The sequence below is a fragment of the Streptomyces sp. NPDC005722 genome, assembly GCF_040630935.1.
In the GTDB taxonomy this organism is placed as follows: domain Bacteria; phylum Actinomycetota; class Actinomycetes; order Streptomycetales; family Streptomycetaceae; genus Actinacidiphila.
In genome coordinates this window covers 269,872-296,653 of sequence record NZ_JBEXYN010000005.1, presented here as the reverse complement: position 1 = coordinate 296,653, position 26,782 = coordinate 269,872, and the positions used below count along the sequence as shown (strand labels likewise).

At 71.4% G+C, this 26,782-nt stretch carries 25 protein-coding genes and 1 tRNA gene; 12 read left to right on the top strand and 14 right to left on the bottom strand.

Translation table 11 applies throughout. The annotated features are described in order from the left end of the window. Positions 1 to 40: 40 nt before the first annotated feature. Entirely contained in the window at positions 41 to 868 is an 828-nt protein-coding gene (locus ABZ479_RS09110) for a hypothetical protein (RefSeq protein WP_499604559.1), read from the bottom strand. An 82-nt stretch (positions 869 to 950) separates the two neighbouring features. Further along, entirely contained in the window at positions 951 to 2,369 is a 1,419-nt protein-coding gene (locus ABZ479_RS09105) for a DUF2252 domain-containing protein (protein ID WP_500460854.1), read from the bottom strand. Positions 2,370 to 2,522: 153 nt separating this feature from the next. Between ABZ479_RS09105 and ABZ479_RS09100 the strand changes: the two genes are divergently transcribed. Further along, complete coding sequence (locus ABZ479_RS09100; RefSeq protein ID WP_500460853.1) at positions 2,523 to 4,991, top strand: SpoIIE family protein phosphatase; 2,469 nt, start codon at positions 2,523 to 2,525, stop codon at positions 4,989 to 4,991. A 55-nt stretch (positions 4,992 to 5,046) separates the two neighbouring features. Then, entirely contained in the window at positions 5,047 to 5,484 is a 438-nt protein-coding gene (locus ABZ479_RS09095; protein WP_500460852.1) for a MarR family winged helix-turn-helix transcriptional regulator, read from the top strand. 66 nt (positions 5,485 to 5,550) lie between these two features. Here ABZ479_RS09095 and ABZ479_RS09090 read toward each other — a convergent pair whose 3' ends face one another. Then, positions 5,551 to 5,961 (bottom strand): winged helix-turn-helix transcriptional regulator, encoded by a 411-nt coding sequence (locus ABZ479_RS09090; RefSeq protein WP_500460851.1) that lies wholly within the window; start codon positions 5,959 to 5,961, stop codon positions 5,551 to 5,553. 114 nt (positions 5,962 to 6,075) lie between these two features. Between ABZ479_RS09090 and ABZ479_RS09085 the strand changes: the two genes are divergently transcribed. Then, the gene (locus tag ABZ479_RS09085) at positions 6,076 to 6,690 is read left to right on the top strand and encodes an FMN-dependent NADH-azoreductase (RefSeq protein ID WP_500460849.1); all 615 of its coding nucleotides are present in this window, start codon (positions 6,076 to 6,078) and stop codon (positions 6,688 to 6,690) included. Positions 6,691 to 6,788: 98 nt separating this feature from the next. Here ABZ479_RS09085 and ABZ479_RS09080 read toward each other — a convergent pair whose 3' ends face one another. After that, complete coding sequence (locus ABZ479_RS09080) at positions 6,789 to 7,364, bottom strand: TerD family protein (protein WP_431959002.1); 576 nt, start codon at positions 7,362 to 7,364, stop codon at positions 6,789 to 6,791. Between the two features lie 159 nt (positions 7,365 to 7,523). Between ABZ479_RS09080 and ABZ479_RS09075 the strand changes: the two genes are divergently transcribed. Further along, on the top strand, positions 7,524 to 8,045 hold the full coding sequence (locus ABZ479_RS09075) for a MarR family winged helix-turn-helix transcriptional regulator (protein ID WP_500460848.1): 522 nt from the start codon (positions 7,524 to 7,526) through the stop codon (positions 8,043 to 8,045). Positions 8,046 to 8,713: 668 nt separating this feature from the next. Here the strand turns inward: ABZ479_RS09075 and ABZ479_RS09070 are convergent. Then, a tRNA-Leu gene (locus tag ABZ479_RS09070) sits at positions 8,714 to 8,797 on the bottom strand. 365 nt (positions 8,798 to 9,162) lie between these two features. On the opposite strand from ABZ479_RS09070, the gene ABZ479_RS09065 reads away from it, so the two are divergent. From ABZ479_RS09065 to pknB, 6 genes are all read left to right on the top strand, one after another. Next, positions 9,163 to 10,026, top strand: a complete 864-nt coding sequence (locus tag ABZ479_RS09065; RefSeq protein WP_499604576.1) for an FHA domain-containing protein — start codon at positions 9,163 to 9,165, stop codon at positions 10,024 to 10,026. Between the two features lie 10 nt (positions 10,027 to 10,036). Continuing rightward, a complete protein-coding gene (locus tag ABZ479_RS09060) occupies positions 10,037 to 10,555 on the top strand; it encodes an FHA domain-containing protein FhaB/FipA (RefSeq protein ID WP_499604578.1) in 519 nt (172 codons plus the stop codon). Positions 10,556 to 10,612: 57 nt separating this feature from the next. After that, positions 10,613 to 12,163, top strand: coding sequence for a PP2C family protein-serine/threonine phosphatase (locus ABZ479_RS09055; protein ID WP_500460934.1), 1,551 nt, complete (start codon positions 10,613 to 10,615; stop codon positions 12,161 to 12,163). Positions 12,164 to 12,191: 28 nt separating this feature from the next. Beyond that, positions 12,192 to 13,580, top strand: coding sequence for an FtsW/RodA/SpoVE family cell cycle protein (locus tag ABZ479_RS09050; RefSeq protein WP_499604580.1), 1,389 nt, complete (start codon positions 12,192 to 12,194; stop codon positions 13,578 to 13,580). Continuing rightward, positions 13,577 to 15,040 (top strand): peptidoglycan D,D-transpeptidase FtsI family protein, encoded by a 1,464-nt coding sequence (locus ABZ479_RS09045; protein ID WP_500460846.1) that lies wholly within the window; start codon positions 13,577 to 13,579, stop codon positions 15,038 to 15,040. Before ABZ479_RS09050 ends, ABZ479_RS09045 begins: the two co-directional genes overlap by 4 nt. Positions 15,041 to 15,191: 151 nt before the next feature. Next, on the top strand, positions 15,192 to 17,192 hold the full coding sequence (pknB, locus tag ABZ479_RS09040) for a Stk1 family PASTA domain-containing Ser/Thr kinase (RefSeq protein ID WP_500460845.1): 2,001 nt from the start codon (positions 15,192 to 15,194) through the stop codon (positions 17,190 to 17,192). A gap of 195 nt (positions 17,193 to 17,387) precedes the next feature. Here pknB and ABZ479_RS09035 read toward each other — a convergent pair whose 3' ends face one another. The 6 genes from ABZ479_RS09035 to ABZ479_RS09010 form a co-directional block, all read right to left on the bottom strand. After that, positions 17,388 to 18,074, bottom strand: a complete 687-nt coding sequence (locus tag ABZ479_RS09035) for a class E sortase (protein WP_499605026.1) — start codon at positions 18,072 to 18,074, stop codon at positions 17,388 to 17,390. 70 nt (positions 18,075 to 18,144) lie between these two features. Beyond that, complete coding sequence (locus ABZ479_RS09030; protein ID WP_500460844.1) at positions 18,145 to 19,650, bottom strand: class E sortase; 1,506 nt, start codon at positions 19,648 to 19,650, stop codon at positions 18,145 to 18,147. Positions 19,651 to 19,654: 4 nt separating this feature from the next. Further along, positions 19,655 to 20,290 carry an aminodeoxychorismate/anthranilate synthase component II gene (locus tag ABZ479_RS09025; RefSeq protein WP_499604587.1) on the bottom strand — a complete coding sequence of 212 codons (636 nt, stop codon included), beginning with the start codon at positions 20,288 to 20,290 and terminating at the stop codon, positions 19,655 to 19,657. Continuing rightward, entirely contained in the window at positions 20,287 to 20,463 is a 177-nt protein-coding gene (locus ABZ479_RS09020) for a hypothetical protein (RefSeq protein ID WP_499604589.1), read from the bottom strand. The genes ABZ479_RS09025 and ABZ479_RS09020 overlap by 4 nt, the downstream gene beginning before the upstream one ends. A gap of 40 nt (positions 20,464 to 20,503) precedes the next feature. Then, positions 20,504 to 21,229, bottom strand: a complete 726-nt coding sequence (locus ABZ479_RS09015; protein WP_500460842.1) for a class E sortase — start codon at positions 21,227 to 21,229, stop codon at positions 20,504 to 20,506. Continuing rightward, positions 21,226 to 21,993 (bottom strand): DUF881 domain-containing protein, encoded by a 768-nt coding sequence (locus ABZ479_RS09010; protein WP_500460841.1) that lies wholly within the window; start codon positions 21,991 to 21,993, stop codon positions 21,226 to 21,228. The genes ABZ479_RS09015 and ABZ479_RS09010 overlap by 4 nt, the downstream gene beginning before the upstream one ends. Positions 21,994 to 22,129: 136 nt before the next feature. Here ABZ479_RS09010 and crgA point away from each other — a divergent pair, with 136 nt between their 5' ends. Continuing rightward, entirely contained in the window at positions 22,130 to 22,384 is a 255-nt protein-coding gene (gene crgA, locus ABZ479_RS09005; protein WP_499604592.1) for a cell division protein CrgA, read from the top strand. Between the two features lie 241 nt (positions 22,385 to 22,625). Here the strand turns inward: crgA and ABZ479_RS09000 are convergent, their stop codons facing one another. Then, positions 22,626 to 23,480, bottom strand: coding sequence for a rhomboid family intramembrane serine protease (locus ABZ479_RS09000; RefSeq protein ID WP_500460839.1), 855 nt, complete (start codon positions 23,478 to 23,480; stop codon positions 22,626 to 22,628). Between the two features lie 95 nt (positions 23,481 to 23,575). Further along, positions 23,576 to 24,103, bottom strand: a complete 528-nt coding sequence (locus ABZ479_RS08995) for a peptidylprolyl isomerase (protein WP_500460933.1) — start codon at positions 24,101 to 24,103, stop codon at positions 23,576 to 23,578. Between the two features lie 218 nt (positions 24,104 to 24,321). Here ABZ479_RS08995 and ABZ479_RS08990 point away from each other — a divergent pair, with 218 nt between their 5' ends. After that, positions 24,322 to 25,089: a DUF5324 family protein gene (locus ABZ479_RS08990; RefSeq protein WP_500460837.1), complete on the top strand. Its 768-nt coding sequence runs from the start codon at positions 24,322 to 24,324 to the stop codon at positions 25,087 to 25,089. Positions 25,090 to 25,187: 98 nt separating this feature from the next. On the opposite strand, the gene ABZ479_RS08985 is transcribed toward ABZ479_RS08990, so the two are convergent. Next, a complete protein-coding gene (locus ABZ479_RS08985; protein ID WP_500460836.1) occupies positions 25,188 to 26,777 on the bottom strand; it encodes an MFS transporter in 1,590 nt (529 codons plus the stop codon). Positions 26,778 to 26,782 lie beyond the last annotated feature (5 nt).

The window sequence follows — 26,782 nt, the reverse complement described above, 5'->3', positions numbered from 1 at the left end:
TCCTTCGGTCTGGGCGTGCAGGTCGAACGTACCCGACCCGCTAACCGGAGCCCTTCGAGGACCGCACCAGCTCCGCCAGCCGGGCCTCGCGGTTGGCGACCTGGTTGAGGAGGCTCTCCGCGATCTCGTTGAGCAGCCCGTCCGGGTCGTCCGGGGCCAGCTTCATCATCTGCGCGATCGCGCTGTTCTCCAGCTCGCCCGCGAGCGCGGCCAGCTGCTCCTTGCGCTGCGCCAGCCACTCCAGCCGCGCGTACAGCACCTCGGCCTCGCTGGGCTGCGCCTCCTCCGGGACCGGCCCGGCCTCCCACTCCTCCGCGAGCTCGCGCAGCCGCTGCTCGTCGGCGTAGGTGTACGCCTCGTTGACCCGGGCGATGAACGCGCTGCGGCGCTCGACCTCGGCCTCGTCCTGCGCCAGGTCGGGGTGGGCCTTGCGGACCAGTTCGCGGTAGAGCCGCTGCGCCTCCTTGCCCGGCCGCACGCGGCGCGGCGGGTTCGGGTCCTCCTGCGGCCTGACCCCGTCGGTGCCGAGCAGCCCCTCGAAGAGCTCCTCCACCCCCGGCATCGGCATCACGAGGGCCCGCGCCTCCCAGGCGCGCTGGATGTCCTCACGGGAGCCGCTCTTCGCCGCGACCGCCTCCGCGATCAGTGCGTCGAGCTCGTCGAGCCGGGCGTACATCGGGCCGAGTTTCTGGTGGTGCAGCCGGGAGAAGTTCTCGACCTCCACCCTGAAGGTCTCCACCGCGATCTCGAACTCGATCAGGGCGCGCTCGGCGGCACGCACCGCCTGGGCCAGCCGGTCCTGCGGTTCGGAGGATGCGGCGGCCGACTCGGTGCCGGGGGCCGACTCGGTGCCGGGGGAATTCGTCACCGGTCCAGCCTACGAGGAGTGGGGGGCGCCGGTCACAGCCTACGGCCTGGTAGCTGCCCACGGCCCACCGGCGCCCGTGCCCTCACACGCCCTCCTCCGCCGCGATCCGCCCGGCCCGCACCTCCGCCACCAACTCCGCGTGGTCCGCCTCGGTCCGGTCGGCGTACGCGACCGCGAAGGCCGCGACCGCCTCGTCCAGTTGCTCGCCCTTGCCGCAGTAACCGGCGATCAGCCGCGGGTCAGCGGAGTGCGCGTGCGCCCTGGCCAGCAGCGCGCCCGTCATCCGCGCGTAGTCGTCTATCAGGCCGGCCTCCAGCTCCGCGGGGTCGACGCTGCCCTTGCGGTTGCGGAACTGCCGTACCTGGTACGGCCGGCCGTCCACGTCGGCCCAGCCCAGCAGGCTGTCGCTGACGACCTGCATGCGCTTCTGGCCCAGCACCACGCGCCGCCCCTCGTGCTCCGCCACGGGGGCGTCGAACCCGGCCTTCCCCAGGTACGGCAGCAGCGCGGAGGGCCGGGCCTCCTTCACCTGGAGCACCAGCGGCTGCCCGAGGTGGTCCAGGAGCAGCACCACGTACGAGCGGGTGCCCACGCTGCCCGTCCCGACCACCCGGAACGCCACGTCGTGCACCGCGTACCGGGCCAGCAGCGGCCGCCGGTCCTCGCCGATCGTCGCCAGGTAGCCGTCCTGCGACAGGGCCCCGGCGACCGCCGCCGCCTCCTCGTCCGGCACCCGGCGCAGCACCGGGGGCGCGTCGACGAAGCGCCGGCCGCCGCCCTCGACCTCCTCCGTCGCCCTCGCCGCGAACTTGGCGCTGGTGTTGCGGCGCGCCTTCCCGGCCACCAGGCGCAGGGTGCCCGCCAGGTCGCGGGCGTCGGCGTGCGCGACCAGTTCCTCGTCGGCGATGGCGTGCCAAGCGTCCAGCACCGGCATCTTCGCCAGCAGCCGCATGGTCCGCCGGTACGCGCCCACCGCGTCGAAGGCGGCGCCCCGGCAGACGTCCTCGTCCGCCCCGGCCTCGCGCCCGGCCAGCACCAGGGAGGCGGCGAGCCTCTTGACGTCCCACTCCCAGGGGCCGTGCACGGTCTCGTCGAAGTCGTTGATGTCCATGACGAGACGGCCCAGATGGTCCCCGTACAGGCCGAAGTTGGCGGCGTGCGCGTCACCGCAGATCTGGGCGCCGATCCCGGTGACCGGGCCGCCCGCGAGGTCGGCGGCCATCAGCCCGGCCGAACCGCGCAGGAAGGCGAAGGGGCTCGCCGCCATCCTCCCCACCCGCAGCGGGACGAGTCCCGGGATGCGCCCGAGGCCGGACTCCCGCACCGCCTCCACCGTGCCCGGCCGGTCGGGACCCGGGGAGAACACCGCGTGCGCCTCGCGCGGTACCCGCTCCCGCAGCGCCTTGCCCTCCTGCTTGGGCGCGCCGTCGTGCGGCCACCTCTGGAATCCCGCGACGTGCGGGAGCCGGTGCTCCACGTGTTCTCCCTCCCCTTGGGCCATGCCCGGTTGGTCACTCCTGGGGGCAATCTAGCCATTTACCGGACCGTGCCCGATGTTTCATGCTTGCCTGGACGGTGAAGACCCGACCCTGATGCTCTTTCAGCCTTCCGCGCCGAACCGCAGCCGAACCTCAGGTGCCCGACGTTGGACGAGATGACCAGGCTTCCCACGACCACGACCCCGCTCGCCGCCACCGGTGTCTCCGCGCTCGTACGCCTCGCCGTGCTCTGCGTCGGCCCCGACGGCGACATCTCGTACTGGAACCGCGGTGCCGAGGAACTCTTCGGCCACCGCTGGGAGGGCGTGTTCGGCCGCCCGGCGGCCGGACTGCTGCCGCACACCGCGGGCCGGCACCCCGGGGAGCAGGACGCCCTGGAGGTGCTGGACGAGCTCACCCGGTCCGCCTGGGCCGGCGCGCTGCCCACCACCGACCGCGACGGCGGCGTGAAGGACGTGGTGTGGTGGTCCTACCGGATCATGGAACCGGCCGGCCGGAGCCTGCTGGTGATCGCCGCCAACGCCCGTCCGCTGCGCGACACCGGGCCGCGCCTCGCGCTCGGCGACCACCTGCTGCCCTACACCGCCGACGGCACCATCGCCCGCGGCGCCGTCCGCATCACCCCGCGCCTCGCCCCGGTCGCCGACCCCGCGCACGCCGAGCACCTGGCCGGCCGGCTGGGCTCGGTGCTGCCCCGGGTCAGCGCGGGGCGGCTGGACCGGATCGTCCGTCAGATCGTGCCCCTGGGCTACCCGGCGGTGGAGGTCGACGGCACGGTGCTGCTCCCCGTGCTCCCCGAGGAGTACGGCACGACCGTGGCACCGCCCCCCGTGAACCCGGCCACCGGCCGCACCGCGCGGCCCACCCGGCCCGCCCCGCACCCGGAGTTGCTGCCGGGGCCGCGGGCCGACGCGGCGGCGCCGGTGCTGGTCCCCGTGGCCGCGCCCAGCCCCTCGCTCGCCCCGGGCCACGTGCTGGACGAGCAACTGGCCCTGCTGCGCGAGACCGGGGCCAAGGTCGGCACGACCCTGGACCTGGAGACGACCGCCCGCGAGCTGTGCGCGGTCACCGTGCCGCGGTTCGCCGACTTCGCCGCCGTCCTCGTCGTCGACCAGCTGTTCTCCGACACCGAGCCGCCGAAGGACGACCTGTCCGGGGACACGATCATCGCCCGCCGGGTCGCCGTGGCCCACACCGGCACCACCCCAGGCCCGTGGGCGGCGGCCCTGCCGGAGGGCGAGCTGATCCCGCTGCCCGCCGACTCCACCCCGCGGCTTGGCGAGCCGCTGCTCGTACCGGTGATAGACCCCGCCCTCGCCCGGGACATCGCGCTCGACCTGGGCGTGCCCGGGCTCGGCCCGTTACTTCCCGAGCGGTCGATGGTCGTCGTACCGCTCACCGCGCGCGGCACGGTGCTGGGACGGATGTGCTTCCTGCGCCATCCCGGCCGCCGTCCCTTCGACGCCAAGGACGCCGCGACCGCCGCCGAGGTCTCCGCCCGGGGCGCCGTGCACCTGGACAACGCCCGGCTGCACCGGCTGGAGTCGCGCGCCGCCGCGACACTGCAGCGCAGCATGATGCCGACCCGGCCGCCCCGCATCCCCGGGGTCCGGATCGCGCACCACTACATGCCCGGAGACCGCCAGGCCCAGGTCGGCGGCGACTGGTTCGACGCCATCCAACTGCCCGGCGGCCGCGTGGCGCTGATCGTCGGCGACGTCATGGGCCACGGTCTGCTGTCGGCCGCCGTGATGGGCCAGTTCCGCACCGCCGTGATCACGATGGCCGCACTCGACCTGCCGCCCGCGCAGCTGCTGCGCCACCTGGACAACCTGGCCCACCGCCTCGGCGCCGAGCACCTGGCGACCTGCGTGTACGCGGTCTACGACCCGATCCACCGAACCCTGACCCTCGCCAACGCCGGCCACATCCCTCCCGTGCTGGCCCGTCACGACGGCCGCAGCGAGCTGCTGCAGATCCCCAAGGGCGCCCCGATCGGCGTCGGCGGAGTGCCCTTCGAGACGGTCGAGATCCCCGTCCCGGACGGCAGTTGGCTGGTGCTCTGCACCGACGGCCTGGTGGAGGTGCGCGGCCAGGGGATAGACGCGGGCCTGGCGGCGCTGTGCTCCAACGTCATCGAACCGCAGCAGACCCCCGAGGACGTCTGCGAGCAGATCCTCAGCCGTGTCCACTCCGACGACCGCCGCGACGACGTGGCGCTGCTGGTCGCCAACTTCCAGGGCATCCCGCCCGAGGACGTCGCCGAGTGGCGGCTGGCGATGGACATCTCCGACGTCCGGCGGGCCCGTGCGCTCACCCGCGAGCAGCTCGCGCGATGGGGGCTGCACGGGCTCAGCGACCTGACCGAGCTGCTGGTCAGCGAGCTGGTGACCAACGCGCTGCGGGTCGCCTCGCACGAGGTGTCACTGCGGCTGATGCGGGTCGGCAAGCTGATGGTCGAGGTCACCGACGACGACCACAACCTGCCGCAGCTGCGCCGCGCGGACGCCGACGACGAGGAGGGCCGCGGCCTGGCCCTGGTCAGCAACCTCTCCAGGCGCTGGGGCACCAGCCGCAAGGCGGTCGGCAAGGTCGTCTGGTTCGAGCTGCCCTTGCCCGTCTGACCTGGGAACGAACCAGGGGAAACCGTCCCGATCCGGTCAGATGTAACCTACAAGCATGCAGGCCGGGAAAAACGCCTCGGTGGAGACCATCCACCGCGAGATGACCGCCTTCGCCCGCCGCGCCCGCGCGGCGGCCGCCCGGATGCACCCGCAACTGTCCCTGGTCGCGTACACGCTGCTGACCCACATGAGCGAGCGCCGGAACTGCCGGGCCACGGACCTCGCCCAGGCGTTCCTGCTCGACAAGTCGACGGTCAGCCGCCAGGTCGCCACCCTGGAACGGCTCGGCCTCGTCGAACGGCGCCCCGACCCCGCCGACCACCGCGTCCAGGTGCTGCTGCCGAGCACGGCGGGCGCGGCACTCCTGGCGGAGGCGACCCGGGCGGCCCGGCGCAGCGTCCGCGGGAGGCTGGCGGACTGGGACGACGGGGACCTGGCGCGGTTCGCCGCGTACCTGACCCGCTACAACGACGCCCCGGAGCGCCGGGACTGACCGGCCCGCGGCCGGCGTCCGGGGCTCAGCAGCAGGCGCCTGGCCTCAGCGGCAGGCGCCCCGGCCTCAGCGCCCGGCCTCAGCGCCCTCCGTGCAGGCCTGCGTGGCCTCGGTGCAGGCGGCGGCACCGTCGGGGAGGTACTTCTCGGCCCACGACCCCAGCTCCCCCAGGGCCGGCCCGAGCGCCTCGCCCGCCTCGGTGAGCCGGTAGCTCACCCGCAGCGGGGGCCCGGGGTCCACCTCGCGGACGACGATGCCCGCCTCGGCCAGCTCCGTGAGCCGGTCGGAGAGCATCCGTTCGCTGATCTTGGGGATGGCCCGGCGCAGCTCGACGAAGTACGCCGGACGATGCGTGAGGACGGCCACGATCAGGCCGCTCCAGCGCTTGCCCAGGATCCCGAAGACGCGGGTCAACCCGACGTCGACCTTGGCGCACGGCTCCGCGTCGTGCGCGGCCCGCTCAGTCCCCTGTCCCATGGCCACAAGGGTACCCGGCTTGCCATCACTCACTGCAGAAAAGTAAGGTCCTGTGCTAGTACTAGTTGCGCACGAATCTTTCACTGCAAACTTTATGGAAGTGGAGGCACCCCCATGCCCACGCTGCTGCACCTCGACTCGTCCATCTGGCCCTCCGAGACCTCCGCGTCCCGCGACGTGGCGAACTCCTTCCGCAAGGAGTGGGAGGCCCAGCACCCGGGCGGTGAGGTGATCTACCGCGACCTGAACGCCGAGCCCGTGCCGCACCTCGACGCGGCCCACCACGTGGGCGGCGCCGAGCACCCACTGCGGAACGAACTGGCCGACGAGCTGGAGCGCGCCGACGCCCTGCTGATCAGCGCGCCGATGTACAACTTCTCGATCCCCAGCACCCTCAAGGCCTGGCTCGACCAGGTGATCATCCTGGGCCGCACCGGGGGCGAGCGGCCCTCCGCCGCGGACACCCCGGTCGTCGTGGTGGCCAGCCGCGGCGGTGGCTACGGCCCCGGGACCCCGCGCGAGGACTTCGAGTTCGTCACCACCTACCTGACGAAGGTCCTGGAGGGCGGCCTCGGCATCACGGACGTCGAGTTCATCGTCCCCGAGCTGACCCTGGCCCGTGCCGTCCCGGCCATGTCCGGCCTCATCGAGGCCTCCGACGCCTCCCGCGCCAAGGCCCACGAGCAGGCCGCCGCCAAGGCCAAGGAGCTCGCCGCGCGAGTCGCCTGACCCCGTCCCGGCCGCCCCCACGCACGGAGGGGCCGCGTGGCGTGCGCCACGCGGCCCCTCCCGTCGTACGTGCCCGTGCGCCCGGGCGTACGGCTACTTCACAGGTTCACGCCGAAGTCCTGCGCGATGCCGCGCAGGCCCGAGGCGTAACCCTGGCCGACGGCGCGGAACTTCCACTCGGCGCCGTTGCGGTACAGCTCGCCGAAGACCATCGCCGTCTCCGTCGAGGCGTCCTCGGACAGGTCGTAGCGGGCGAGCTCGTTGTTGTCGGCCTGGTTCACCACGCGGATGAAGGCGTTGCGCACCTGGCCGAACGACTGCTGGCGGCTCTCGGCGTCGTAGATCGACACCGGGAAGACGATCTTCTCGACCTCGGCCGGCACGGTGGCCAGGTTCACCTTGACCTGCTCGTCGTCGCCCTCGCCCTCGCCGGTGAGGTTGTCGCCGGTGTGCTCCACCGAGCCCTCCGGGCTCTTCAGGTTGTTGAAGAACACGAAGTGCTTGTCCGAGACGACCTTGCTCTCGGCGTTGACCAGGAGCGCGCTCGCGTCGAGGTCGAAGTCGGTGCCGGTGGTCGTGCGGACGTCCCAGCCCAGACCGACGGTGACCGCGGTCAGTCCCGGGGCCTCCTTCGTCAGCGAGACATTGCCGCCCTTGGAAAGGCTGACACCCATGGGATCTCCCTGCTCATTCCGGCGCGGGCCGCGCCCCTTGACGATTCCTTTGCCCATTCGCTCAACGGCTCTCCCCGGGCGTGGGTTCCCGGCGCCGCGGCCGTTCACCTGAGTGCCGTACAGACCCGTACGAGGCCGCGGTAGCGGTAGAAAGGACCCATGGCCACCGGCTCCCGTGCTTCGTCCGACTCCTCCTCCGGCGCCGACGGCCCCGGGAGCACCGCCGAGGAGATGGTCAGCGCCCTGCTGACCGCGTCCCGGCTCCTCGTCGCCGTCTCCGCCCGCTCGCTCGCGGCGGTCGAGGAGGCCCTGACCCTGCCCCAACTGCGCATGCTGGTCGTCCTCGAGAGCCACGGGGCGCTGAACCTCTCGCAGCTCGCCGCGGAACTGGGCGTGCAGCCCTCCACGGCGCTGCGCATGCTGGACCGGCTCGTGACCGTCGACATGGTCGCCCGCGACGCCTCCCCCACCGACCGGCGCACGACGGTCATCTCGCTGACCGCGACCGGGCGGCGCACCGTGAACGACGTCACGGAGCGCCGCCGGGCCGAGATCGCCCGCATCGTCGACGCCATGCCCCCGGGACAGCGCCGCCACCTCGTCCAGGCCCTCCAGGCCTTCGCCGAGGCCGGCGGCGAACCCCCGGTCGGCGAGCACGACGCCCGTCACGTCGGCTGGTGAGCCGCACGCCCGTGGGCCGGCGCCGGCGACGGGCCGTAGCCGACGGCAACCGCGCACGACAGGACGGCAGTCACGACGGCGACTCGGACGAGGGCGCATCTGGCCACCCGTTCTTCCTGGAGGTCACGGAGAAAGCGGGCCGGCACAACGGCAGCCGTGTCGCGGCGCACTCACGCCGCACGATTTCCACGAGCCCCCGGCTCGCACCCCCACACAATGGTCATGGACCGTAACAGTCGTCCCGGCGGCCCCGGAAGCAGCACCAGCGCACAACCGGGGCCGGCGGATGATGTTCACCCGCCGAACCCTTGCCGCTCCACCCGTGTCATCCGGTACGGCCTCCTTGCTGCCCCGCCGTCCGGCCGCCCCCGCGGCGGCCGGACGACCCGGAGGGCCGGAACCGGACGTGCCGGACCCCTTGCGCGGGGCACAGGACGGCACCGGACGCCAACCGGCCACCAGGCACCCACCACTTGAGTGACACGCCTCACAGCCGGACGTCACCCGTACGCAAGAGCCCCTCGCCGACCGCGAACGGCCTGCGAGGGGGCTCCGGTACGTCAGGACACCACCGACCGGCCGGGCGGCCCGACCGGTCCTTGGACCAACACGAGAAACGGGCCTCCGACTGCGACTTCCGTCACGGTCGAAGACCCGTTCCCGCTCTGTGCGCGAGGGGGGAGTTGAACCCCCACGCCCTTTCGGGCACTGGAACCTGAATCCAGCGCGTCTGCCTATTCCGCCACCCGCGCATGGGTGTTGTCCTCTGGAGTCCTTCACACCTTGGGGGGTCTTCCCCGTCCGGTGCGTCAGCCCCTTCCGACACCCAGAACATTAGCACGCTGCTCAGGGTGGAATCACATCCGTTTCCGGGCACCCCCGAGCGAGGGGAACCGTCCTCTGTTGCGGGACACTGGCAGGGGCCACCTCTACCATCCCTGTGGGGGAGCGGCCGCGGACCGTGTCACTGTTGACACCGGTCCCGTGGGAGCTGCCGGGGAACCAGCGGTTTTCCCAGCGCGTGGATACGATCAGTAAGCAGTACCGGAAGGATCGGACCGGAAGATCACGGCGGAGGCCGTGTGCGACCGCAGGACCTCGAGGAGGGAGGTGCACCGTGGGAGTACTCAAGAAGTTCGAGCAGCGTCTCGAGGGCTTCGTGAACGGCACCTTCGCCAAGGTGTTCAAGTCCGAGGTCCAGCCCGTGGAGATCGCGGGTGCCCTGCAACGTGAGTGCGACAACAACGCGACGATCTGGAACCGGGACCGCACCGTGGTCCCCAACGACTTCATCGTCGAACTCAGCACCTCCGACTACGAGCGGCTGAGCCCCTACGCCCTCCAGCTCGGCGAGGAGCTCGCCGGCATGGTGCGCGACTACGCCAAGCAGCAGCGCTACACCTTCATGGGCAACATCAAGGTGAACCTGGAGAAGGCCGACGACCTCGACACCGGCCTGTACCGGGTGCGCAGCCGCACCCTCGCCTCCAGCGAGTCGCAGCAACAGCAGCAACAGCAGCAGTCGCAACAGCAGTACCAGCAGCAGCCCCCCGCGGGCCGCGGCGGCTACGGCTACCCGCCGCAGGCCCCGCAGCGCCCCTCGGGCCCGCCGCCGATTCCGGCCGGCCCGCCGCCCGGCGCCGCGCCGGTCACCCGGCTCCCCGGAGGCGGCCCGACGGCCGCCGGGGGCGCCACCATGAACGTACGCCGCTGGATCGAGATCAACGGCACACGCCACCAGATCTCCCGTCCCACCCTGGTACTCGGCCGCAGCACCGAGGCCGACGTGCGGGTCGACGACCCCGGTGTGTCCCGCCGCCACTGCGAGATCAGGGCGGGATCGCCCTCGACGGTCGTCGACCTCGGGTCGACGAACGGCATCGTGGTGGACGGACAGCACACCCAGCGCGCTACGCTCCGCGACGGTTCACGGATCGTCGTGGGCAGTACCACCATCGTGTACCGGCAAGCCGAAGGGTGAAGCGGGGGCAATGTCAGAGCTGACCCTGACGGTCATGCGGTTGGGTTTCCTCGCCGTACTGTGGCTGTTCGTCATCGTGGCCGTGCAGGTCATCCGCAGCGACCTGTTCGGGACCCGGGTGACCCAGCGCGCGGCCGGGCGCCGCGAGGCCCAGTCGCGTCCTCCGCAGCAGCGCCAGCAGGCGCCGGCTGCGCAGGGCCGCCAGCAGCAGAACAACAACCGGGCCCGGCGCGGCGCCCCCACCAAACTGGTGGTCTCCGAGGGCTCGCTCGCGGGCACCACGGTCGCGCTGCAGGGCCAGACGATCACCTTGGGCCGGGCGCACGATTCCACGATCGTGCTCGACGACGACTACGCGTCCAGCCGTCATGCCAGGATCTACCCGGACCGCGACGGCAACTGGATCGTCGAGGACCTGGGATCCACCAACGGCACCTTCATGGACCGGAACCGGCTCACCACGCCGACCCCGATCCCGCTCGGTGCGCCGATCCGCATCGGCAAGACCGTCATCGAGCTGCGGAAGTAGTCGCACAATGGGCGAGCACAGCCAGCGAGCGCGAGCGAGAGGGTGGGCAGCGTGCGGATGTACCCGGAGCCGACGGGCGAGGTGCGCATGACTCTGTCGTTGCGCTTCGCCGCCGGCTCGCACAAGGGAATGATCCGGGAGGGCAACGAGGACTCCGGCTACGCCGGTCCGCGGCTGCTCGCCATCGCCGACGGCATGGGCGGCCAGGCCGCCGGTGAGGTCGCCTCCTCCGAGGTGATCTCCACCCTCGTGCCGCTCGACGACGACATCCCCGGCTCGGACATCCTCACCTCCCTCGCCACCGCCGTGCAGCGGGCCAACGACCAGCTGCGCGTCATGGTCGAGGAGGACGGGCAGCTGGAGGGCATGGGCACCACGCTCACCGCCCTGCTCTGGACCGGGCAGCGGCTCGGCCTGGTGCACGTCGGCGACTCCCGTGCGTACCTGCTGCGTGACGGTGTGCTCACCCAGATCACCCAGGACCACACCTGGGTGCAACGGCTCGTCGACGAGGGCCGGATCACCGAGGAGGAGGCCGGCACGCACCCGCAGCGCTCGCTGCTGATGCGCGCCCTGGACGGCCGCGGCCAGGTCGAGCCCGACCTGTCGATCCGCGAGGTCCGGGCCGGCGACCGCTACCTGATCTGCTCCGACGGCCTGTCCGGCGTCGTCAGCCACCAGACCCTCGAGGACACCCTCGCCGGGTACCAGGCACCCGCCGAGACCGTGCAGGAGCTGATCCAGCTCGCCCTGCGCGGCGGCGGCCCCGACAACATCACCTGCATCGTCGCCGACGTCCTGGACATCGACGACGGCGACACCCTGGCCGTGCAGCTGCACGACACGCCCGTCGTCGTGGGCGCCGTCGCCGACAGCCGGCACCACCTGCCGCTGTCCGACCCGCGGCACCTGCAGACCCCGGCCGGCCGCGCCTCCGAGCTCGGCCGCCCGCCGGCCCCCGAGGGTGCCTTCGGCCCGCCCGGCAGCGGCAACCCGCAGGTCGGCACGCCCACGGGCGGCTTCGGCGGGTACGACGACGAGGAGCTGGGCAAGCCCCGCAAGCGCGGCCGCTGGCTCAAGCGCTCGCTGATCCTGCTGGTCGTCCTCGGCGTCGTCGGCGGCGGCCTCTACGGCGCGTACCGCTGGACCCAGACGCAGTACTACGTGGGCGTCAAGGGCGACCACGCGGCGATCTACCAGGGCATCGAGCAGAAGCTGGCCTGGCTCGACCTGTCGAAGGTCCACGAGGACCGCCCCGGGATCGAACTCAAGTACCTACCGCAGAACCAGCGCAAGTACGTCACGGCCACGATCGCCGCCAGCGACCTCGCCGACGCGCGCAGGACCGCGGACGAACTCGAGCACCAGGCGAAGGTCTGCCAGACCAAGGAAGCCGTCGACAAGTCCAGCGCCGCCGCCGCGGAGAAGGCCAAGAAGGACCAGCAGAAGGGCGCCGACACCGCCACCGGCAAGACCGACGGCACCCCGTCCTCGGACGCGTCCGGCTCCCCCAAGCCCAGCACGACCCCCTCCACCAGCCCGTCGACCAGCCCCACCCTCTCCGACGAGGACCGGTCGCTGGCCCAACAGTGCCCGACCGGCAGCTAGCAGTGAGCAGGAGGGGCGTCAGTCCAGCATGAGCGTTGTCACCAACACCACGACCATCACGTCCGTCGGCGCGCCGAGCCGCCGCAACACGGAGCTCGCGCTCCTCGTCTTCGCGGTCCTGATCCCGGTCTTCGCGTACGCGAACGTCGGGCTGGCGAAGAGCGGTTCGCTGCCGGCCGGAATGCTCGCCTACGGCCTCGGGCTGGGCGCGATCGCCCTCGTCGCACACCTCGTCGTGCGCAAGTTCGCGCCGTACGCGGATCCGTTGATGCTTCCGATCGCCACCCTGCTGAACGGCATGGGCCTGGTGTTCATCTGGCGGCTGGACCTGGAGAGCTCGCTCCCCGGCGGCGCCTCGGCGCCGACGCAGCTGATGTGGTCGACACTGGGCGTCGCGCTCTTCCTCGGCGTCCTGGTCTTCCTGAAGGACCACCGCATCCTGCAGCGCTACACGTACATCTCGATGGTCGTGGCGCTGGTCCTGCTCATCCTCCCGGTGTTCTTCCCGCCGGTCTACGGCGCGCGGATCTGGATCACCGTCGCGGGCATGTCCATCCAGCCCGGCGAGTTCGTGAAGATCATCATCGCGGTGTTCTTCGCCGGCTACCTGATGGTCAAGCGGGACGCGCTGGCGCTCGCCAGCCGCCGCTTCATGGGGATGTACCTGCCCCGCGGCCGCGACCTCGGCCCGATCCTGGTGATCTGGGGCCTCAGCATCCTCATCCTCGTCTTCGAGACCGACCTGGGCACCTCGCTGCTCTTCTTCGGCCTCTTCGTGATCATGCTCTACGTCGCCACCGAGCGCACCAGCTGGATCGTCTTCGGTCTGCTGCTGTCCGTGGGCGGCGCGGTGGTCGTCGGCAGCTTCGAGCCGCACGTGCACAGCCGTGTGGAGGACTGGCTCAACCCGTTCCGCAGCATCGAGGCCGGCCAGGGCGCGAGCCAGCCCGCGCAGGCCATGTGGGCCTTCGGCTCCGGCGGTCTCTTCGGATCGGGTCTCGGCCAGGGCTACTCCCGGCTCATCGGCTTCGCCGCCAAGAGCGACTACATCTTCGCCACCGTCGGCGAGGAACTCGGCCTGGCCGGACTCATGGGCATCCTGCTGCTCTACGCACTCCTCGTGGAGCGCGGCGCCCGTACCGCGCTGGCCGCCCGTGACCCCTTCGGCAAGCTGCTGGCGATCGGCCTGTCCGGCGCCTTCGCCCTCCAGGTGTTCGTCGTCGCCGGCGGTGTCACCGGACTCATCCCGCTGACCGGTATGACCATGCCGTTCCTGGCCCAGGGCGGGTCCTCCGTGATCGCCAACTGGGCCTTGGTGGCCATCCTGCTGAGAATCAGCGACACCGCGCGCCGCCCGGCGCCGGCCCCCGCCTCGTCCCCCGATGCCGAGCCGACCCAGGTGGTGCGGACCCAGTGAACAAGCCCCTGCGCCGAGTCGCCGTCTTCTGCGGCGTGCTCGTGCTCGCCCTGCTGATCCGGGTGAACTACATCCAGTTCGTGCAGGCGGACGAGCTCAAGAACGACGCCAACAACCGACGGGTCACGATCAACCAGTACGCCACCCCCCGCGGCGACATACTCGTCGACGGCAAGGCGATCACCGGCCACACCGAGACCACGGGCAGCGACTTCAAGTACAAGGCCACCTTCAAGAACGGGAAGATGTGGGCGCCCGTCACCGGCTACGCCTCGCAGGCCTTCGGCACGACCCTGCTCCAGGGCGTCGAGGACAAGATCCTCACCGGTGACGACGACCGGCTCTTCTTCACCCGCACCGTCGACGTGCTGTCCGGCAAGCAGAAGCAGGGCGGCGACGTCGTCACGACCCTCAGCGGCGCCGCCCAGAAGGCGGCCTTCGAGGGCCTGGGCAACAAGAAGGGCGCGGTCGCGGCCATCAACCCGGAGACCGGGGCCGTCCTCGCGCTGGCGAGCACGCCTTCGTACGACCCTTCCACCTTCGCCGGCAACTCGCAGGCCGACAGCAAGGCCTGGAACGCCCTGCAGAAGGAGAACGACCCCGACGAGCCGATGCTGAACCGGGCACTGCGGCAGACCTACCCGCCGGGCTCCACGTTCAAGGTCGTCACGGCCGCCGCGGCGCTGGAGAACGGCCTGTACGACGACGTCGACGAGCCGACCGACTCCGAGGTGCCGTACATCCTCCCGGACACGAACAACCAGGAGCTGAAGAACGAGGGCGGCATCGCCTGCAAGAACGTCTCCCTGAGGGAGGCGCTGCGGGTCTCGTGCAACTCCGTCTTCGGCAAGCTGGGGGCGACCCTCGGCCGCGACAAGATGGTCGAGGAGGCCGAGAAGTTCGGCTTCAACAAGGAGCAGTTCGTCCCGGTCCGCGTGGCGGCCAGCAACTTCTCCACCAAGATGGACAAGCCGCAGACGGCGCTGTCCTCCATCGGCCAGTTCGAGACCGCGGCCACCCCGCTGCAGATGGCGATGGTGGCCGGAGCGATCGCCAACGACGGCAAGCTGATGAAGCCGTACATGGTGAGTGAGCTCCGCGCCTCGAACAACAAGCTCGTGGACAGCGTCAAGCCCGAAGAGCTCTCGCAGCCGCTCAGCTCGGACAACGCGCAGAAGCTCCAGCAGATGATGGAGACCGTCGTGCAGTCGGGCACCGGCACGCGGGCCCAGATCCCGGGTGTCACCGTCGGTGGCAAGACCGGTACCGCCCAGCACGGCGTGGACAACAGTGAGAAGCCTTACGCGTGGTTCATCTCATACGCCAAGACCGACAGCGGCTCCCCGGTCGCCGTCGCCGTCGTGGTGGAGGACGCGGCCGCGAACCGCGGCGACATCTCCGGTGGCGGCTTCGCCGCGCCGATCGCGAAGAGCGTCATGGAGGCCGTGCTGAACAAGTGATGCCGGTCACACCGTATCCATGGATGTGCGCTAAGTCGCACGTCGCGATACCGGTCGTATATCGGCTACCGGCGAGGACCGGGATCGGCACGCGGCGGCGGGTACGGTATGCCCGAGCAGCCACACGGACGGTTTAGGAAGGGCAAGCGCTATGGAAGAGCCGCGTCGCCTCGGCGGCCGGTACGAGCTGGGCTCGGTGCTCGGCCGCGGTGGCATGGCCGAGGTGTACATCGCCCATGACACCCGGCTCGGCCGCACCGTCGCCGTGAAGACGCTCCGGGTGGACCTCGCCCGCGATCCGTCCTTCCAGGCCCGGTTCCGCCGTGAGGCCCAGTCGGCCGCCTCGCTGAACCACCCGTCGATCGTCGCGGTGTACGACACCGGCGAGGACTACGTCGACGGGGTCTCCATCCCGTACATCGTCATGGAGTACGTGGACGGCTCCACCCTCCGCGAGCTGCTCCACTCGGGCCGCAAGCTCCTCCCGGAGCGGTCCCTGGAGATGACCACCGGCATCCTCCAGGCACTGGAGTACAGCCACCGCGCGGGCATCGTCCACCGGGACATCAAGCCCGCGAACGTGATGCTGACCCGGAACGGTCAGGTCAAGGTCATGGACTTCGGCATCGCCCGCGCCATGGGCGACTCCGGCATGACGATGACGCAGACCGCCGCCGTGATCGGCACCGCCCAGTACCTCTCCCCGGAGCAGGCCAAGGGCGAGACCGTCGACGCGCGCTCCGACCTGTACTCGACGGGCTGCCTGCTCTACGAGCTGCTCACCGTGCGGCCGCCCTTCGTGGGCGACTCCCCGGTGGCGGTCGCGTACCAGCACGTGCGCGAGGAGCCGCAGCCGCCGAGCGTCTACGACCCCGAGGTCTCGCCGGCGATGGACGCCATCGTCCTCAAGGCGCTGACCAAGGACCCGGACTACCGCTACCAGTCCGCCGACGAGATGCGCGCCGACATCGAGGCCTGCCTCGACGGCCAGCCCGTCGCCGCCACGGTCGCCCTGGGCGCCGTCGGCTACAACGGCGGCGGCTACGGCGGCTACGGCAACGACTCGCCCACCACGGCCCTCCCGCCCCAGCAGGACGCCGGCACCTCGATGCTGCCGCCCATGCGCGACGACGACGGCGGCTTCGGCTACGACCAGCCCCAGGGCGGTGGCGGCCGGCGCAAGCCGAAGAAGAGCAACACCTCCACGATCCTGCTGGTCGTCGCGGCCGTCCTGGTCCTGATCGGCGCGATCTTCATGGGCAAGGCGCTGTTCTCCGGCAACGGCGGCGGTGCCGACTCGGTGTCCGTCCCGCAGTTCGTCGGCGACACCAAGTCCGAGGCCGAGGCCAAGGCGGCGAACGGCGGGATCACCATCGCGTTCGGCGATCCGATGTTCTGCGCCGACCAGCCCAAGGACAAGGTCTGCAAGCAGTCGGCCGAGGTCAACAGCAAGATCCCCAAGGACCAGACCGTCACCCTGCAGCTCTCCAAGGGCACCGAGAAGGTCGACGTCCCGGACGTCACCGGTGACGCCTTCGACGACGCCGAGAGCAAGCTGAAGGACGCGGGCTTCGAGGTCGACAAGCAGTCCCAGACGTCCACCGAGGACGCGGGCACGGTCCTCAAGCAGGACCCCAAGGGCGGCTCGAAGCGGGCCAAGGGCACGACGATCACCCTCACGGTGGCCGTGGCGCCCGAAGAGGTCACGATCAAGGACGTGAGCAACAAGAGCAAGGACGAGGCCACTCAGATCCTCCAGGCGGACGGCCTGAAGGTCGTCGTCACCGAGGAGGAATCCGCCGACCACGCCCAGGGCACGGTCATCCGGACCGACCCGACGGCCGGGAGCACGATCAAGGCGGGCGAGACGGTGACCCTGTTCGTCGCCAAGCCCCCGTCCACCAGCCAGATGCCCGAGTTGAGGAACAGGACGCTCGGGGAAGCCAAGGCCGAAGCCAACGAACTGGGCCTGAAGATCAACTTTGTCGGCAACTCGTCGCAGAACGACACCGCCATCGTGACCAACCAGTTCCCGCTGCCCGGCACCCCGGTGAAGCCGGGTGACACCCTGTCGCTCTTCGCCCAGGACAACCCGAACGGCGGGAACAACGGGGGCGGCGGAGGCTTCATCAACGGAGGCAACGGCGGCTGACGCAGCCGGTCACCACGCCTGACGAAGCGGGGAGGCGGTCACCACGGTGGCCGCCTCCCCGCTTCTTTGGCGCCCGCGAGGGTCCGGCCCGGGGCCCCGGGCACGGGCTGCGTGCCGGGACACGGAAGGGGCCGCGGACTCGGTGTCCGCGGCCCCTTCCCGTTCGCTGCGCGCCTGCGCGCCTGCGCGTCCGCGTCAGCCCAGCTCCGCCGGAGGCGTCCGCTTCGCGTCCACCTTCTGGGTGCGGACGAGTTCGGCCCACACGATGTAGCGGTCGCGCGAGGTGTAGACCGGGGTGCAGGTGGTGAGCGTCAGGTAGCGGCCGGCCTTCTTCCTGCCGCTCTCCTTCGGGATCTGGTCGATGACGTCGACGTTGAACTTCGAGGTCTCCGGGAGGACCTTGTAGACCTTGTAGACGTACCAGGTGTCGCGGTCCTCGAAGACGACCGGGTCGCCGTCCTTGATCTTGTGGATGTTGTGGAACTTGGCGCCGTGGCCGTCGCGGTGCGCGGCGAGCGTGAAGTTGCCCTTCTTGTCCCAGGGCATGGCCGACTCCACGGGGTCGGTGTAGTACCCGGCGACGCCCTCGTTGAGCACCTTCGTGGAGGTGCCCTTCTTCACCAGGACCTCGAAGTTCCGGCCCATGGCGGGGACGTGGAGGAAGCCGATGCCGCCCTTGGTGTCGAGCTTGCCCGGGGCGCTGTCCGCCCACTGGCGCCTGACGGCGTCGCCGTCCTGCCGGGCGGCGCGGTCGGCCAGCACGTTGGTCCACCACAGGGAGTAGACGACGAAGAGCCCGAGGATCACGCCCGTGGTGATGAGGAGTTCACCGATCAGGCTGACGGCGGCGGCGAGCCGCGAGAGGGGGCGCCGGGTCGGCACGGCCTCCCGGGCGCGGTCATGCTGGGTGGTCGTCACCACTTGCCCCGATCTGTGTGCGTCCGTTCCTGGCCTACTCGACCAGGGCGTCCGGCTTGCCCTTGCTGCGCGGCCGTTCCTCGACCATCTTGCCCCAGACGATCAACCGGAACTTACTGGTGAACTCCGGTGTGCACGTGGTCAGTGTGATGTAGCGGCCGGGCTTGGTGAAGCCGGATCCGTCGGGGACCGGCTTGATCACCGAGATGTTGGAGGGCGGGGTGGAGGGCAGCATGCTCGCCACCTCGTACGTGTAGTACGTGCTCTCCGTCTCGACCACGACCTTGTCCCCCGCCACCAGTTTGTTGACGTAGCGGAACGGTTCGCCGTGGGTGTTGCGGTGCGCGGCGAGGGCGAAGTTGCCCTTCTTGTCCCAGGGCATGGCCGTCTCCAGCTGGCCGGAGTAGTGGCCGATCATGCCCTTGTCGAGCACCTTGTGCTTGTCGACGCCCTCGGCGATGGGCGCCTTCACGTCCAGCTTGGGGATGTACATGATCGCGAAGCCCTGCCCCGGCGTGAAGGCGCCGGGGTCGCGGTTCGGGCCCTTCTCGCCCTCCCACTGCTTCTGCAGGTTGTTGGCGGCGCCGCCGGCCTGCTGGTGGGCGAGGACGTTGGTCCACCACAACTGGTAGGTGACGAAGAGCAGCATCAGCACGCCCAGGGTGATGAACACCTCGCCCGCCACCCGGCTGGCGATCACCGCGGGGCTCTCCTTCGCCGCGCGTGCGGCGCGCCGCGCCTCCATACGGGACCTGGGGGCGGCCGGGGTCGACGCCATGGGGGCCGTGGCGGCCTCTGTGGCGGCCTGGGAGGCGGCCGGGGCACCGGAACGCCTCCGTCCCCTGCCGCCGCGCCGTGCGGCCTCCTGGGCGGCTTTACGGCGGGCCGCACGGCCGCCGCCCTCGGGCGCCAAGGCGTCGGGGGACGGCTGCGGGGTCTCCTCCCGCTCCGCGTCCCCCTCCTGGTCCCGTTCCAGGTGCCGTTCGGGGTTCCGTTCGGGGTTCGGTTCGCGTTCGGCCGCCGGCTCGGTCACGACGGGCATCGCCATGGTGTCGCCGGGAGCCCCCGCGACCCGGCGGCGCACTGCGGCGCGCTCCTCGTCCGTGAGCGGCCGCCGGACGGCTCTGGCGTCCTCGGCGTAGGGCTGTTCGGCCGGACCCCGGTGCCGGGAGCGCGGCTCCTCGGTGCCGGGAGGGGCGCCGGGCGCCGGGACCGGAGCCGGCGCGGGCCGGGTCGGCCACGGCTCGGCCGGCTGCGGCTCGTAGGCGGGCCGCGCCGGCGCGTGGAAGCCCTGTGCGTACGACTGCTGGCCCGGCACCACGCTGACGGGCGTGACCGGGCGGGCGGCCGCGGGCGGGGGTGTGGAGGGCTCCGCGGCGGGTTCCGCGGCCGGCTCCACGACGGGCTCCGCGGCGGAATCCTGCGCGGGCCGGGCCGCGCGCCGCGAGGTGCCGGGCAGCGGGTCGTTGAGCGGGTCCGCCAACTGCTCCACCGCGGCGGCGAATTCGGCGGTGTCACCGAAGTGCCGATGCGCGGTCACGCAGTCACGCCCTGGTTCCGACCACAGGCGCGAGGCCCGCGGAACGCTCGACGGCGCCCTTGTCGCCGCATTCCTCCAGCCAGTTGGCGAGCATCCGGTGCCCCCATTCGGTGAGCACCGACTCGGGGTGGAACTGGACGCCCTCCACCCGGGCGCTGCGGTGCCGCAGTCCCATGATGATGCCGTTCTCCGTCCAGGAGGTGATCTCCAACTCCTCCGGCACCGTGTCCCGTTCGACCGCCAGCGAGTGGTAGCGGGTCGCGGTGAACGGTGTCGGCAGCCCGGCGAAGACCCCGCGGCCCTCGTGGGTCACCAGGGAGGTCTTGCCGTGCAGCAGCTCCGGCGCCCGGTCGACCACGCCGCCGTAGGCGACGGCCATGGACTGCAGTCCGAGGCAGACTCCGAAGACCGGGACGTCGGTGGCGGCGCAGTGCCGCACCATGTCGACGCAGACGCCGGCCTCCTCGGGGGTGCCGGGCCCGGGCGAGAGCAGGACGCCGTCGAAGCCGTCCTGGGCGTGGGCCGGCCGCACCTGGTCGTTGCGGAGCACCTCGCACTCGGCGCCCAGCTGGTAGAGGTACTGGACCAGGTTGAAGACGAAGCTGTCGTAGTTGTCGACGACGAGGATGCGCGCGCTCATCGGACGGCCGTCATCCCCTCGTCGACGGTCACGTCCCCGAACGGCAGCAGCGGCTCCGCCCAGGGGAAGACGTACTGGAACAGGACGTAGACGGCGGCGAGGACGAGCACCAGCGAGATGAGTGCCTTCAGCCACACGTTGCCCGGCAGATGCCGCCAGATCCAGCCGTACATGCGCCGCCTTCCTGCCTTCCGTGCCGTGCCTCGCCCAAGATTAGCCCGACAAGCCCGCCGGCATACCGTCCTCCACGGGCTGTGTGGATTCCAGGTGCCCCCAGGTGACGAGCCGGTGGCTGTGGCCCCACTCGGGATCGCAGGTGGTCAGGGTCAGGTAGCGCCCCGGAACGGTGTAGCCGGACTTCGGCGGTACGGGATCGATCACAGCGACGTCGGTGGGGACGGTGCGGTAGGGTGCGCGGTCGATCTCGTAGGTGTACCAGGTGCGCCCGTCGGTCAGGACGACCTCGTCGCCCTCGCGCAGCCTGGGGAAGTCCTTGAACGGGTCGCCGTAGGTACGGCGGTGGCCGGCGACGGCGAAGTTGCCCACGGCGCCGAGCCGGGCGGTGTTCGCGTAGTGCCCGAGGCCCTTCTTCAGGGTGCCGGTCGCCGTCCCCTCCAGCACCGGCTTGTGCCAGGACCGGCCGAGCCGCGGCACGTACATCACCGCGAAGGCCCTCCCGTCCCGGTACGGGGCCGCGGCCGGCGCGGACGGGACGGGTACGGCCGAGGGCGCGGGACCGCCGGTGCCCTCGGGGGACGGTCCTGCCTGTGCGACGGGCCCGGTCGCCCAGCGGTCCTGCAGCCGGTCGATCTCGCCGTCCATCGCGCGGTCCGCCCGCACGCCGGTCCAGAACAGCACGTAGCAGACGAAGAGCACGGTCAACGCGCCCACGGTGATGCACAACTCGCTCAGCGTCCGCACCACCAGGCGCATGCTCACCCCACAGGCTTGGCGTACCGCAGGTCCACTGTGCCGGAGTAGCCGGGAAGAGTCACCCGCCGTTCGTCCTCGACCTTCCAGCCGAGCCCGTAGGCCTGGACGTACTGCAGGTAGTTCTGGATCGCGGGGCTGGCGTCGAGCGCCTCGTGCAGCTTCCCCTGGTCGCCGACCGCCGTGATCCGGTACGGCGGGGAGTAGACCCGGCCCTGCAGGATGAGGGTGTTGCCGACGCAGCGCACCGCGCTGGTGGAGATCAGCCGCTGGTCCATCACCTTGATGCCCGAGGCGCCGCCCGCCCAGAGGGCGTTGACCACGGCCTGCAGGTCCTGCTGGTGGATGACGAGGTCGTTCGGCTGCGGGTCCGGCACGCCCGGGACGAGCGGGCTCGCGTCCGGCGGCGCGTCGTTCAGGGTGACGGAGACGGCCGCGCCGCTCAGCTTGGCGGTGCCCGCCTCGGCCCCGCGCCGCGCCAGCTGCTCGCGGGCGGCGTCGCTGACGCCGCTGTCGGTGTGGGCGAGGCCGTCGACGTCGCTGCGCACCCCGGCGAGCTCGTTCTCCAGTTCCTCGTTCTGCCGGCTCTTGTCCTGGACCCGGTCCGACAGGCGCAGCAGCGGGTCGTCGGTGCGGATGTCCAGGCCCTTGGCCGTGTCGAAACTCATCCAGAACAGCAGACCGGCCATCGCGAACACCCCGGCACTGAGGACACGAAGCACCACAGACCGGGCGGAACGGCGACCCGAGGAGACGTCTACCGGATTGCTCACCGTAGCCTTATCTCCTTCCAACCCGAGGAAGCACTACGCTAACGGACGCCCGGAGGCATGGGGCCCCCAGCCGTCCGGCCGCACACACAAGACGTCACACGCGCGGTTACGCAGCGCATCGACAGGAGAGTCCCTCGTGCCGAAGTCACGGATCCGCAAGAAGGCCGACTTCACTCCGCCCCCGGAGAAGACCACCCCCATAAAGCTGAAGTCCGGCCGCGGCTGGGTGGCACCGCTGATGCTGGCGCTCTTCCTCGTCGGCCTGGCCTGGATCGTCGTCTTCTACGTGACGCAGGGCAGCTACCCGATCGAGCAGCTGGGCAACTGGAACATCGCCGTCGGCTTCGGCTTCATCGCGGGCGGGTTCGTCGTGTCCACGCAGTGGAAGTAGCAGCTCGCACAGTTATCCACAGGCGTCATCCACAGTGTTGAAAAGGTCGCATGATCTGTGGATAACCGCCAGCCGGTTGACACCGGTGTGACCGGTGGTCCGATGTACGGACCACCGGTCTTTCGTTGATCTTGCAGGTCAGACACGGTGTGTACGGGCCCGCGCACGGCTTGCCCACAGGATGCACAGGAGGCCTCCGCCTCTCTGTGGATAACGTCTGATCAACGGTGTGCGTTACGGCCTACGCGGAGATGTTCGCGACCCCGGCCCACACCGTGACCGCCACGGCGAGCAGCATCGCCACGCACGTCCCCCACTGGACCAGCGCCCGGCGCGAACGCGGCGCGTACGCCATCGCGACGGCGATGATCACCCCGGTGACCAGACCGCCGATGTGCGCCTCCCAGCTGATGCCACCCCAGGTGAAGGTGAACAGCAGGTTCAGCCCGAGCAGGATCAGGACGGGCCGCATGTCCATCCGCAGCCGCTTGACGTAGACGGCCGTCGCGCCGAAGAGCCCGTAGATCGCGCCCGAGGCGCCCAGGGTCAGGGTCTCCGGGGCCAGCAGCACGACCAGCGCGCTGCCGCCCAGCCCCGCGACCAGGTAGAGCGCGGTGTAGCGGGCCCGGCCGAGCAGGGTCTCCAGCGGACCGCCGATCCACCACAGCGAGAGCATGTTGAAGGCGATGTGCGCGAACTCCTGGTGCAGGAACATCGAGCTCACCAGCCGGTACCACTCGCCCGGCCCGCCCGCCACGCCGCACTGCACGCCGCCGGGGACGTAGCACGGGGTGAAGAGCCCCAGCTCGTAGACGAACTGCTTGCCCTCGACCTGCGCGAGCAGGAAGACCAGCAGGTTCAGCCCGATCAGGATCTTGGTGACCAGCCGGGGGTCGCCGGCGACCGTGCCGCCCGCCACCGTGCGGGGCTCGGCGGCCTGGGCCGCACGCCTGCCCTCCCGCACGCACTCCGGGCAGTGGAAGCCGACCGACGCGTTGATCATGCACTCCGGGCAGATCGGCCGCTCGCACCGGGAGCAGCGGATACCCGTCTCCCGGTCCTGGTGCCGGTAGCAGCGGACGGCCTGGTCGGTCATGTCTGAGCCCTTCGCAGCGGAATCGCCCCGCCCGTCATACGCACGGGCGGGGCGTTCGGGTTCCCGGGACCCCGCGACGAGCCGGGCCGGCCGGGCTAGCGACGCTCGACCACGACGCTCTGGATCACGACGTCCTCCAGCGGCCGCTCGGTGCGGGGGTTCGTCGGGGTGGTCGCGATGGAGTCCACGACCTTCTGGCTGGCGGGGTCCGTGACCTCGCCGAAGATGGTGTGCTTGCGGGTGAGCCACGCGGTCGGGGCGACCGTGATGAAGAACTGCGAGCCGTTGGTGCCCGGCCCGGCGTTCGCCATGGCCAGCAGGTAGGGCTTGGTGAAGGCGAGGTCCGGGTGGAACTCGTCCGCGAACTGGTAGCCGGGACCGCCGGTGCCGTTGCCGAGCGGGTCGCCGCCCTGGACCATGAAGCCGGAGATCACCCGGTGGAAGACCGTGCCGTCGTAGAGGCGCTCGTGGGAGGTCGCACCGGTGTGGGGGTCCGTCCACTCGCGGGTGCCCTCGGCGAGCTCCACGAAGTTCTTGACCGTCTTGGGTGCGTGGTTCGGCAGCAGCCGCACCGTGATGTCCCCGTGGCTGGTCTTCAGGGTGGCGTAGAGCTGCTCGGCCACGGTCTTACCTTCCATAGTCCTCGATGACAGGGACAAATCCTCGCACGCCCCGGCTCGCCCGACGCAACAGTCGCGCCGCAGGTCATCCGGTGGCATCGTCGGGAACGGCTCCCCTTGACCCGGATGCCCGTACGCACATGCCGTACCCCGCGGCGCCGGGCATGATTTCAAACCGGGTGGAAAGGCGAAAACCGAACGCCACCGAGGAGGAGGTTCTCGTGACCCGCATCGACAGCGTGCGCGACGCAGCCGGGAGGACGAGGGACAGCGTGCGGCACGCCGCGGACGTGGTGGCGCCGTACGCCGACACAGCGAGGGTCAACGCCGTGCACTACGCGGACGGGGCCAGGGTCTACCTGGCGCCGCGGGTGTCGGCGGCCGGGCGGCAGGCCCGCACGGCGGCCCGGACGCAGTACGACGCGCACCTGGCGGCGCGCGTCGACCAGGCCCTGGCGGCGGTACCGCCGGGCGTCCAGCAGAGGGTGGGCACCGCCGCCCGGCTCACCCGTGACACCGCCCGTCAGGCGGCGGACTTCACGGGCCCGCGGGTGGGTCAGGCGATGACCACCGTGCGCAGCGTCGCGGCCCCCGCCGCGGAGGAGGCGGCCGCCCGCAGCGCCGCCGCCGTCGCCGCGCTGCGCAGCCACGTCACGGCGGACGACATCCGCGGGCTGGAGCGCCGCCGCGAGCGGCGGGCCCGCACCGGGCGGTGCGCCCGGGGCCTGCTGCTGGCCGGCCTCGTCGCCGGGGCGGGTTTCGCCGCGTGGAAGTGGTGGAGCAAGCAGACCAACCCCGACTGGCTGGTGGAGCCCGCGCCCGCCACCGAGGTCGCCGACCGCGCCTCCCTCAACGGCGGCGTCGGGACCGACGCGTCGTTCGGCAAGGTCGACGGCTCGCCGGTGGAGGCCCTCGACCCCGAGGTGCAGGCCAAGCAGGCGGAGGCGGACTCCGACGACCGCCGCGACCGCGGCGACACCTACCCGTGACGTGACGTCCCGGGCACCGGCGACGGTGCGACCGGAGGCAGGCAGGAGGGCGGCGGACCCGTGACGGGTCCGCCGCCCTCCTGCCGTACGCGCCGTCGTCACCGTCCGGACGCCGCGGGCAGCGGCAGGACGTCCTCCTCCCCGGCCTCCGGGTCGGGGATCTCCGCCGGCACCCCGCGCAGGGTGTACAGCGCCATGACGGCGCCCGCGGCGAGCAGCACCGCCGCCACCACACCGGTGACCTGGACGCTGTGGCAGAAGGCGTCCTTCGCGGCCGCCAGCAGCCCCGACCCGTCCGCGCCAGGCATCCGCGCGGCCGCCTCGGCGGCCCCGCCGACCGACTCGCGGGCGGCGTCCGCGGCCCCCGCCGGCAGTCCCGCGGGCAGGGCGAGGGCATCGCGGTAGAACACGCCGAGCAGCGAGCCGAGGACGGCGATGCCCAGCGAGCCGCCCATCTCCATGGCGGTCTCCGAGACGGCGGCGGCCGCTCCGGTGCGCTCCTTGGGAGCGCTCGCCAGGATCGTGTCGTTGGTGACGGAGACGACCAGGATGACGCCCGCGCCGTTGACGACCAGCGGCGCCAGCAGCTCCCAGTACGGCGTCCCCGGCGAGGAGAGCGAGCCGAGCGCCGCGGTGCTCACCGCCAGCAGCACCAGCCCGAGGGCCACCACCCGCGCCCGTCCCAGCCGCGGGATGAGCGCCGTGGCCAGCGGGGCGGCGAAGGCCGCGGCCAGCGGGCCCGGGAGCAGCGCCAGACCCGCGGTGAAGGGCGACCAGCCGCGGACGACCTGGAAGTACAGGGAGAAGGCGAGCGACAGGGTGGACGAGGCGAAGATCATGACCAGGTTGGAGCCGACCGCGCCGCTGAAGGCGGGGTTGCGGAACAGGCGCAGGTCGATCAGGGGTTCCTCGACGCGCACCTGACGGCGGGCGAACAGCACCAGGGCCACCGTCCCGATCGCCGCGGCGACCCACACCGGCGCGTGGTCCGCGCCGTCCCGGAAGCCCTCCTTGACGGCGTAGATGGCGCCCAGGACGCCCACGACCGACAGCGGCACGCCGATCCAGTCCAGCCGGCCCGGCCGCGGGTTGCGGGACTCCGGCAGCACCAGGACACCGGCGACCAGGACGACGGCCATGAGCGGGACGTTGATCAGGAAGACCGAGCCCCACCAGAAGTGGTCCAGCAGCAGGCCGCCGACCACGGGACCGAGCGCGAAGCTCGCGGCGCCGATGCCGCTGCTGATCCCGATCGCCGTGGTGCGCTCCTTGGGGTCGGTGAAGGCGTGGCGCACGACGGAGAGGGTGGAGGGGACCATCGCCGCACCGGCGACGCCGAGCAGCGCGCGTCCGGCGATCAGCGCCCCGGGGCCGGGGGCGTAGGCGGTGAGCAGCGACACCACGCCGAAGGCGGCGGCGCCCAGCAGCATCATCCGCTTGCGGCCGAGCCGGTCCCCGAGGTTGCCCATGAGGACCAGCAGGCCGCCCATGGCGAAGCCGTAGATGTCGGAGATCCACAGGATCTCGGTACCGGACGGTCCCATGTCCCTCAGCAGCGACGGGATGGCGTAGTTGAGAACGCTGTTGTCGATGCCGAGGAGCATGGCGGCCAGGCAGCAGACGGCGAGCGCGGCCCAGCGGTGGCGGGCGGGGGCCGCGGCGTCCTTTGTGCGTACGGGATTCGTCATGCCCG

Bases quoted from the DNA above. Each gene is read 5' to 3' on its own strand.
- ABZ479_RS09105 (WP_500460854.1), bottom strand. From the start codon at position 2,369: ATGGCCCAAGGGGAGGGAGAACACGTGGAGCACCGGCTCCCGCACGTC.
- ABZ479_RS09100 (WP_500460853.1), top strand. From the start codon at position 2,523: ATGACCAGGCTTCCCACGACCACGACCCCGCTCGCCGCCACCGGTGTC.
- ABZ479_RS09095 (WP_500460852.1), top strand. From the start codon at position 5,047: ATGCAGGCCGGGAAAAACGCCTCGGTGGAGACCATCCACCGCGAGATG.
- ABZ479_RS09090 (WP_500460851.1), bottom strand. From the start codon at position 5,961: ATGGGACAGGGGACTGAGCGGGCCGCGCACGACGCGGAGCCGTGCGCC.
- ABZ479_RS09085 (WP_500460849.1), top strand. From the start codon at position 6,076: ATGCCCACGCTGCTGCACCTCGACTCGTCCATCTGGCCCTCCGAGACC.
- ABZ479_RS09080 (WP_431959002.1), bottom strand. From the start codon at position 7,364: ATGGGTGTCAGCCTTTCCAAGGGCGGCAATGTCTCGCTGACGAAGGAG.
- ABZ479_RS09075 (WP_500460848.1), top strand. From the start codon at position 7,524: ATGGCCACCGGCTCCCGTGCTTCGTCCGACTCCTCCTCCGGCGCCGAC.
- ABZ479_RS09060 (WP_499604578.1), top strand. From the start codon at position 10,037: ATGTCAGAGCTGACCCTGACGGTCATGCGGTTGGGTTTCCTCGCCGTA.
- ABZ479_RS09055 (WP_500460934.1), top strand. From the start codon at position 10,613: ATGTACCCGGAGCCGACGGGCGAGGTGCGCATGACTCTGTCGTTGCGC.
- ABZ479_RS09050 (WP_499604580.1), top strand. From the start codon at position 12,192: ATGAGCGTTGTCACCAACACCACGACCATCACGTCCGTCGGCGCGCCG.
- pknB (WP_500460845.1), top strand. From the start codon at position 15,192: ATGGAAGAGCCGCGTCGCCTCGGCGGCCGGTACGAGCTGGGCTCGGTG.
- ABZ479_RS09025 (WP_499604587.1), bottom strand. From the start codon at position 20,290: ATGAGCGCGCGCATCCTCGTCGTCGACAACTACGACAGCTTCGTCTTC.
- ABZ479_RS09020 (WP_499604589.1), bottom strand. From the start codon at position 20,463: ATGTACGGCTGGATCTGGCGGCATCTGCCGGGCAACGTGTGGCTGAAG.
- ABZ479_RS09000 (WP_500460839.1), bottom strand. From the start codon at position 23,480: ATGACCGACCAGGCCGTCCGCTGCTACCGGCACCAGGACCGGGAGACG.
- ABZ479_RS08985 (WP_500460836.1), bottom strand. From the start codon at position 26,777: ATGACGAATCCCGTACGCACAAAGGACGCCGCGGCCCCCGCCCGCCAC.